The sequence below is a fragment of the Streptococcus sp. HMSC072G04 genome, from assembly GCF_001813295.1.
Lineage (GTDB): Bacteria > Bacillota > Bacilli > Lactobacillales > Streptococcaceae > Streptococcus.
Genome location: NZ_KV812036.1, coordinates 140,058 through 148,630 on the forward strand (window position 1 = coordinate 140,058; position 8,573 = coordinate 148,630).

An 8,573-nucleotide genomic window follows, 5' to 3' on the forward strand; every position below is an offset into this window, starting at 1 on the left:
CAATGAAAAAGCAACAACAAGAACGAACCCCTCGTTACCGTTTTTGGAGAAATGTAGGTATCATTACAGTTTCCGGCTTGATCGGAGGAGTTATCGGATTTTTGACAGAAATGTTTGGATACGAAAAGCCCCTAGAAATCCAATCCTTCTTTAGTAAAGAAGTACTCCTTTTGGGCTCAGCAGTTTTATTCTTAGTCGCATTTATACTCACGATAACCTTACTGATGTGCGCGAGAAAAGTCCATCAAAAGATGCTCCAAATAGAAGACGATGATGAAGCCTATCACTATGACATTCAAAAGAAAAAACTATATGGCTTAGCGACCATTTTTAAAGGCATCATGATCTTGCCCTACTTTTTATTCGTCATTTTTTATAGTCAATTGGTCGACTTAGATAGACCTGGCGCTGGGGACATGGCTTTTATCTTTGGAGACTTTACCATGCTCTATCTCTTTCTTGTCTTGATTGCCCTATTTTTCCTATCGGATATCTTCTTTCGCAAGACCTTCCATCTGATTTATGGAAAACCGATTCCCCGCAATGCCAATGCCAAGGAAGTGCGTGAATTTATGATGAGTATGATGGATGAAGCAGAAAAGCAGATTAGCTACGAGGAAAACTATGAAATTATCATTAAGTTAAGCAATTATATCTTACCGATTTCCTTAATTGCGATATTCTTAGTTGGCATTGCTTTCCATACAGATATCTTGTTAGCATTAGTAGTGGTATCACTGATTTATCTCTATATCTTGGTCTCACAATACAAGATTACCAAACGTTATTATAAAGAGTAAAGGAGTCATCCATGTTAGAAATTAGAAATTTAGAAAAAAGCTTTGGGAATAAGCAGGTTCTCTTCGGAGTAAATCTGACAGCTCAACAAGGTCATATCCTTGGCTTAGTTGGGAAAAATGGTGCCGGGAAAACAACTATTTTCCACAGTATCTTGCGCTTTTTGGACTACAGCGGCGAGATTCGCCTAGGTGGCAAAGCGATCACCCAAGAGACCTACAAGGAGATTGGCTATTTGCCTGAAGAGCGCAGTCTTATGCCAAAACTTACGATTTTTGAGCAGGTCCGCTATTTGGCTGCCTTAAAAGGAATGAGCACCGCTGAGGTCAAGGAAAAATTACCGACCTGGATGGAAAAACTCCAAGTAAAAGGAAAATTGACCGATAAAATCAAGAGCCTCTCAAAAGGGAACCAACAGAAGGTGCAACTGATCATCACCTTGATCCATGAGCCAAAATTGATCATTTTAGATGAACCCTTTAGTGGCTTGGATCCGGTCAATACAGAAGTGCTCAAGCAGGTCATCTTTGAAGAAAAAGAGCGTGGAGCGACCATTATCTTTTCTGACCACGTCATGACCAATGTCGAAGAGTTGTGCGATGATATTCTAATGATCCGTGATGGTTCGGTTGTTCTATCAGGGCCTGTCCAAGAGGTCCGGAATAGCTATGGCAAGACTCGCCTCTTTGTCTCTAACGACTTTAGCAAAGAAGAGCTAGAAGCTCTGCCACACGTGACCAAGGTCAGCATGACCAAGCAAGGGACTTGGAAGCTGATCTTGGATGACGCGTCAGCTGGTCCAGAATTATTTGACCGCTTGACCAAGGGCCACTACCTTGCGACCTTTGACCACCAAGCCCCAACTATTGATGAGATCTTTAAACTTGAATCAGGAGTAGAAGTATGAAACAGATGTTTGTCGTAATGAAAGAAACCTATATCAGACAAGTGAAATCATGGAGTTTTCTCTTCATGGTCTTCGGTCCCTTCCTCTTTTTAGGATTGGGCGTTGGAATCGGTTATCTAACGGATTCTTCTACAGATGCGAAGAATCAGGTGGTCTTGGTGACCGAAGTGCCAGCTGTCAAAGAAAGCCTCAAAGGAACTGATGGCTTGACCTTAGACTACAAAGATGAAGCTGCAGCTAAAAAAGCCATCAAGGATGAGAAAGCAGCTGCTTACCTAACGGTCGATGAAAAAGATGGCCAGCTAGAAGCCACTTATGTTGGCGATCAAGCCATGAAAACAGATTTAAAATCGCTTGTCGCTGCGAAATTAAGCCAGGTCCAACAAGGGATCAATCTAGCGCGTGCTAATCTAAACAAAGAGCAACTGACAGCCTTGTCTCAACAGGTTTCTCTCAAAGAAAAAATTGATGAGAAAAAAGAAGGCTTGAAAATGGTGCAAACCATGGTTGCAGGTGGTCTAGGAATGATGCTTTATATGATTTTGATCTTCTACTCGAGTATCACAGCCCAAGAAGTGGCCAGTGAAAAGGGAACTAAGATCATGGAAGTGGTCTTCTCTAGTATCAAAGCAACCGACTATTTCTTCGCACGCATGCTCGGACTCTTCGGAGTGATCTTTACCCATATTTTTGTCTATGTTGTTGGTCTAGTAGCGGTTTGGATCTTTAGAGCAGATATCCCAGTTGTCAAGGATTTTCTCGCTCCAAACTCTCCTATAACCCAACACCTAGCAGAAGCGATCTCGCTTAATACCGTCTTCTTCATTATCCTTGGGATCTTTATGTATGTGGTGCTCTCTGCCTTCTTAGGCTCTACAGTTGCACGACCAGAAGATTCAGGAAAAGCGATTTCACCACTGATGATGTTAGTTATCTTTAGCTTCCTTGGGGTAACCACCTTGGGAAGTGCCGGTGACGTCTTCTTATTGAAGATCGGTTCCTACACTCCTTTCTTCTCAACCTTCTTCATGCCTTTCCGTACCATTAATGGCTATGCGTCTGGTCTTGAATCTTGGGGTTCATTGGGAATTGCGGTTCTCTTTACCATCGTGGGAACAGTTCTCATTGCCCGTATCTATGCGAGCCTGATCCTTCAGACCGATGACCTCGGACCATGGAAGACCATCAAACGTGCTCTTAGCTATCGCTAATCAAACAAGTCCTCAGAAACAGCTGAGGGCTTTTTGATTGCAAATTGACTTTTGCAAGCCTTTTCACTACAATAGAACTACAGAAAAGGAGGCGGACATGAACTATATTGAGTTTGCTGAAAATGAGCGTCTGTCCACGATTGTCCTTGGGATGATGCGGATCAGTCAGATGAGTGAAGAAGAGGTGGAGGCCTTGGTGGAGGCAGCCTTGTCGATTGGGATCAACACCTTTGATCTAGCAGATATTTATGGCGATGGCCAGTGTGAGGTACTGCTGGGTAAGGTTCTCAAGCGTCGTCCGGATCTTCGGGACCAGATGTGGATCCAGTCCAAGTGTGGGATTCGCAAAGACGGCTTTACCTATTTTGATTTTTCCAAGGACTATATTTTGGGCTCTGTCGATGGCATTCTCGAGCGTCTGCAGATCGAGCGCTTAGATAGTCTTCTCCTTCATCGACCGGATGCCCTCATGGAGCCTGAAGAGGTGGCGGAAGCTTTTGATCACTTGGAGCAAGCGGGCAAGGTTCGTCATTTTGGGGTGTCCAATCAAAATCCCATGATGATGGAATTGCTCAAAACGGCTGTCAAACAACCTCTCAAGGTCAACCAGTTGCAGTTGAGTGCCGCCTTTACACCGAGCTTTGAAGCTGGTTTTCATGTCAACATGGAAGGCCCTAAAGCAGCCGTGCGAGATGGTAGTGTCTTTGAGTATTGTCGCTTAACTGATACGGTGATTCAGGCCTGGTCTGTCCTCCAGCATGGTTATTTCAAGGGGAATTTTGTCGGCAAGGAAGAGTTTGCGGCCCTCAATCACGTCCTTACTGACTTGGCGAAAAAATATCAGGTCACACCGACAGCTATCGCCCTTGCCTGGGTCCTCCGCTATCCAGGAAAGATGCAGGCTGTCATCGGAACGACCAAACCCCAGCATGTCCTTGAAGCAGGAAAAGCAGCAGAAGTTACCCTAACGCGCAAGGAATGGTACCAAATCTACCTGGCGGCGGGAAATGATTTGCCTTAGAATCTTGATAGTAAACCAGATTTCACTATTATCGGTGGTCTGGTATTTTGTTTTGTAGTTTTCAGTTTTTTCTTGACAAGTCTTTCTTTTTTATGGTAATCTTTATGCAACAAGTGTTGCGCAACGTACGTTGCTTGAAAGGAGTCTTATGCCACCCAAGGTTAAATTTAGTAAAGAGGCTATCATTGGGACAGCTTTACAATTGGTGAGAGAAGAGGGCATGGCTAGCTTGACAGCTCGAGCATTAGCGGAGAAACTAGGAGCCACACCGAGAGTCATTTTTGGGCAATTTGCTAATATGGCTGAGTTACAGACAGAGGTTATTGCTGCGGCGGAGATGGTCGTGGTGGAGTATATTCGTAAGGCCTTAGAAGATGAGAAGCCTTTCCGATCTGTCGGGGTTGCTTATATCCTTTTCGCCTCAAATGAGCCCCAACTTTTTCAATTGCTTTTCCAAAATCCTAGCAAAGAGCCGATTCGTCGCTTTCAAGATTTTCTTCCCATGAAGGATCATAGTTACCAATTGGTTCTGGCTTCGATTGTCGCAGACTATCCTTTGACTGTAGAGGAGGCTGGTCGCTTGTACCAGCATCTCTTTATCTACTCGCACGGGATGGCCTCTATGGTTGCTTCTGGTATTTACCAGTTCAGCATGGAAGAAGTGATTGGATTACTGACAGAGGTTTGTCAATCTCTCATCAAAGAAATGGTAGGAAAGAAATGATTCAACTAGAAAATGTGCACAAAAGTTACGGCCAAACCAAGGTTTTAAAGGGAATTGATTTGCAGATTCAAGACCAGGATGATGTGGTTATCCTTGGTCCTTCTGGATCGGGCAAGTCAACTCTCTTAAATGTGTTATCAGGCTTAGAAAAGGTAGACGAGGGGCATATCCTCATTCAAGGACAAGATTTATCACAACTCACGGATGCTCAATTGACAGCCTTTAGACGTGAGAAGATTGCCTTTATTTTCCAGCAGTATTATCTATTGCCGAATCTAACGGTCAGACAAAATGTAAAGATGGGAGCTGACCTGGCAGACAATCATGATTTTTTGCAGATCATCGAGGATTTGGGACTTGGCGATAAGCTAGATAAGTATCCGAGTGAATTGTCGGGTGGGGAACAGCAGAGAGTCTCTATTGCCCGGGCCTTGGCCAAAAAGCCTGAGATTCTTTTCTTAGATGAGCCGACGGGAGCCCTCGATGAAGAAACAGGGCGCAAGATTCTGGACTATATCTGGAAACTGAAGGAAAAGCTGGGCTTTACCCTCATCATGGTGACGCACAACCAAAATATTGCGGATATGGCCAGAACCATCATTCGAGTTAATAGTGGCAAGATTACCGAAGTTGTGACCAATGATCAGCCTCAGACTGCTTATGAGATTGGATGGTAAGCCATGTTTTCAGTAAAAGATATTCGTAAATTAGTTGTCGTCAGTATCATTGGGGTTTGTGCGGTCTTTGTGGCCAATCTCTTCTTGAATTTTTACCTGGATATCGAGCAGTTGGAGATTTCGAAAACCAATCCCATGATGCAGACCTACTATGATGCCCAGGTTTCGCTTTCCTGGATGGTGGCCATGGTCAGTGGGGTTGTCTTGTCCTTGACGTCGGTCCTTCTCATGTGTTTTTATATCAAACAATTTGTTGATGACCACAAGGAACAATTAGGGATTTTAAAGGCTTTGGGATACAGCAATGGCCAGTTAGCTAAACGGTTTTGGGCCTTCGGGCTCAGTTTTGGAGCTGGAGCGCTTCTTGGCTATTTCGCTTCATTTCTCATGATGGGACATTTTTACGACTTCCGTAATGAGAAGGGGATTTTGCCAGAAATTACCATTCACTTTCATTGGCAGCTCTTGCTTGCCTTGGTGATCCTGCCAACGACCTTCTTTATGCTTCTCGCGATTGGTTATGCTAGAAGACAACTACAAACGCCAGCGCTTCGCTTATTGAAAAAATCTCCAACACCAATCAAGGTCCAAAGGAGAAAGAGGGCTCCTAAGAAAGAGAAAGACTTCTTAAAAGAGCTAGCTTCGTCACTGATTTGGGGAAGAAAATCTATCTTGTTTTTTGTAGTCTTTGGCTCCATGTGTTTTGCGGCCATGGTTCAATTGTCCTTTGGCCTCAGGGATTACACAGATGATATCATCCAAACCATGATGATCATGATTGGTTTGATCCTTTCTTTCTCGATTCTCTTTTTGTCATTGGGAATTGTTGTCTCTGAAAGTCGGGAAACCTTGGCTCTTATGAAGGCTTTTGGCTACACTGATCGGGAATGCCAAAATCATATTCTCGCTCCCTATCGTTTCTGGGCTTATTTAGGATTTGTTCTTGGGACAGCTTATCAATATGGCATCATGGAAATTTTGATCGGTGTGATCAAAGATACGGTTCCTGAAAAGATTGAGCATCACTTTGATGGGAATGTGTGCTTTTGGACTTTAATAGGTTTTGTGGTGGTTTATGAAAGCCTCTTTTATCTATCCAACAGAAAACTCCAAAAACAAACGATTAAAGAAGTGCTCTTAGCTGAATAAATAGAAGAGTCTGGGACAAAAGTCCGAGCCTCTCAATTGTCTTTGGATTGTAGAGCAAGACGCAGTGGTTGAGTGGGCTCTACTACGCTGATTTCATCAGTTTTTACAGCCCTACTCAACTGTTCGGAGGTGGGACGACGAAATCGAATTCTAACGAATTACCGATTTCTGTCCCACTCTCTTTCTTTTGAAACGCATTGACAAGAGAAGGCTTTTCCGCTATTCTAAGGGAATGAAAGAAAGGAAAGGGATTGAGATGAAACGGACTTACTGGCAAGACTTAAAGGGGGCCTTTTATTTGATCTGGCGCAACAAATGGTCCTTTATCGCGATTGGAATTTTGCTACAATTTGTCGTTGGTATTGGGGCTGCGGCCTTGACTTGGCTCTTTCATCTGGCAGTCTTGCTTGCGGGTCAGGCTAATATCGATAAGAACAACCTTGTCTCTGTTATGAGCCATCCCTTGAGCTTGCTGGCTCTTTTGGTCTTTATCATGGTCTTTGCTTTCTTGTTTATGCTGGAGATGCGGACCCTGATTTCGGTCATTTACCTATCGCGAACCGACCGACACTTGTCCTTTAAAAAAGTCTTGCGGCAATCATTTGGTCGTTTGAAGGATTTGTCGGGGAGAAACCTGCTTTACTTTCTGCTCTATCTTCTTTTGACCTTGCCTGTCGCAGGTGTCTTGATTGGATCGACCTTGACAGATGGGCTTTATATTCCAAGCTTTATCACAGGGGAGTTTGAAAAGACTACGATGGGCTCCATCGGACTCTTTGTGGTGCAGCTTACCTTTATCTATCTCAATCTTCGCCTCATCTATACGGTCCCCAACCTCGTGGTGGAGGAATTGCCATTTGGTCGTGCTTTGAAAAAAAGCTGGAGCATGACCAAAAGAGGAGGCTTTCGACTCTTATGGAGAATTCTGTCCTTTGAGTTTCTCTTAACCTTTCTAGGGATTTTATTGATCTTGGGTTTGGTCTTTACCTTGACCGTGATCGATAAAGAGGGCCAGTATTTCTGGGTGGAGACCATCTTCTTGGTCTTGATTCGGACCTTCCTATTTATTTTTACAGTCTTGACAAAGGTGGGGTCGCTCGGCATTATCTTGGATTCTGCATGGAAAGTACCGAGCCGATCGGTCATTCGCTCGAAAGGCAGTCGAAAGATGAAGGGGCTCTTTGCTCTGACAGTGATCTTTCTCATGGTCCAATCGGGGATCTCAGCCTTTGAACTGGCAACCTTAAAGGTGAATGACCAGGTCAAGCTCATCGCCCATCGAGGGGATGTCTCCAAAGGGGTAGAAAATTCCCTGGAAGCCTTAGAAGCAGCAGCCAAGGGAAAGGCAGCTTATGCGGAAATGGATATCCTTCTCACTAAGGACCATCAATTTGTCGTCATGCATGACTACAATCTCAAGCGTCTTGCTGGGGTGGACAAGGATGTGAAAGACATGACCCTAGCTGAGGTGCAAGGCCTCAAGATTCAACAGGATGGACACACGAGTCATATCCCTTCATTTGATGAATATGTCAAACGGGCCAAAGAATTGAAGATGAAGCTCTTGGTCGAGCTTAAGCCCCATGGTGGGGAGCCTGCCAATTATGTGGATCTCTTCGTGCAGAAGATGCGGGAATTAGGGGTTGAAAAAGACTATCCGGCTATGTCTTTGGATCTGTCGGTCATGGAAAAAGTCGAGAAGAAGGCCCCTGAGATCAAGACCGGCTATGTCATTCCCATTCAATTCGGTCGCTTTGAAAAGGATTCGGTCGACTTCTTTGCGATTGAAGACTTTTCTTATCAGGAGGATTTGGTGACACAAGCCCATGAGATGAAAAAAGAGCTCTATGTCTGGACCATCAATGACAAGCAAAAGTTGACCAAGTATTTGCAACAACCCATTGATGGCTTGATTACGGATGAATTGACAGAGGCACAAAGACTGAAAAAGGATTTGAAAGAAAACAAGTCCTACTTTGATCGCTTCTTGAATCTCGTCGCAACATCTAAGGAAGAATAAGATAGGATATGCATAGAGAGAGTGGGACGGAAAACGGTCATTCGTTAGAATTCGATTTCGTCGTCC

Annotated in this window: 8 protein-coding genes; all 8 read left to right on the forward strand. The window is 44.1% G+C overall.

Annotation, left to right across the window (positions count from 1 at the left end):
- Positions 1 to 2: 2 nt before the first annotated feature.
- The 8 genes from HMPREF2904_RS08630 (at position 3) to HMPREF2904_RS08665 (ending at position 8,507) form a co-directional block, all read left to right on the forward strand.
- On the forward strand, positions 3 to 800 hold the full coding sequence (locus tag HMPREF2904_RS08630) for a DUF3169 family protein (RefSeq protein WP_049491060.1): 798 nt from the start codon (positions 3 to 5) through the stop codon (positions 798 to 800).
- 11 nt (positions 801 to 811) lie between these two features.
- Positions 812 to 1,705, forward strand: coding sequence for an ABC transporter ATP-binding protein (locus tag HMPREF2904_RS08635; RefSeq protein ID WP_070661955.1), 894 nt, complete (start codon positions 812 to 814; stop codon positions 1,703 to 1,705).
- Positions 1,702 to 2,916 (forward strand): ABC transporter permease, encoded by a 1,215-nt coding sequence (locus HMPREF2904_RS08640; RefSeq protein WP_070661957.1) that lies wholly within the window; start codon positions 1,702 to 1,704, stop codon positions 2,914 to 2,916. Before HMPREF2904_RS08635 ends, HMPREF2904_RS08640 begins: the two co-directional genes overlap by 4 nt.
- Before the next feature lie 97 nt (positions 2,917 to 3,013).
- Positions 3,014 to 3,937: an aldo/keto reductase gene (locus HMPREF2904_RS08645; RefSeq protein WP_070661959.1), complete on the forward strand. Its 924-nt coding sequence runs from the start codon at positions 3,014 to 3,016 to the stop codon at positions 3,935 to 3,937.
- 148 nt (positions 3,938 to 4,085) lie between these two features.
- Entirely contained in the window at positions 4,086 to 4,661 is a 576-nt protein-coding gene (locus HMPREF2904_RS08650) for a TetR/AcrR family transcriptional regulator (RefSeq protein WP_070661960.1), read from the forward strand.
- Complete coding sequence (locus HMPREF2904_RS08655; RefSeq protein ID WP_003007931.1) at positions 4,658 to 5,338, forward strand: ABC transporter ATP-binding protein; 681 nt, start codon at positions 4,658 to 4,660, stop codon at positions 5,336 to 5,338. Before HMPREF2904_RS08650 ends, HMPREF2904_RS08655 begins: the two co-directional genes overlap by 4 nt.
- A 3-nt stretch (positions 5,339 to 5,341) precedes the next feature.
- Positions 5,342 to 6,487 (forward strand): FtsX-like permease family protein, encoded by a 1,146-nt coding sequence (locus HMPREF2904_RS08660; protein WP_070661963.1) that lies wholly within the window; start codon positions 5,342 to 5,344, stop codon positions 6,485 to 6,487.
- A 256-nt stretch (positions 6,488 to 6,743) separates the two neighbouring features.
- Positions 6,744 to 8,507 carry a glycerophosphoryl diester phosphodiesterase membrane domain-containing protein gene (locus tag HMPREF2904_RS08665; protein WP_070662197.1) on the forward strand — a complete coding sequence of 588 codons (1,764 nt, stop codon included), beginning with the start codon at positions 6,744 to 6,746 and terminating at the stop codon, positions 8,505 to 8,507.
- Positions 8,508 to 8,573: the final 66 nt, after the last annotated feature.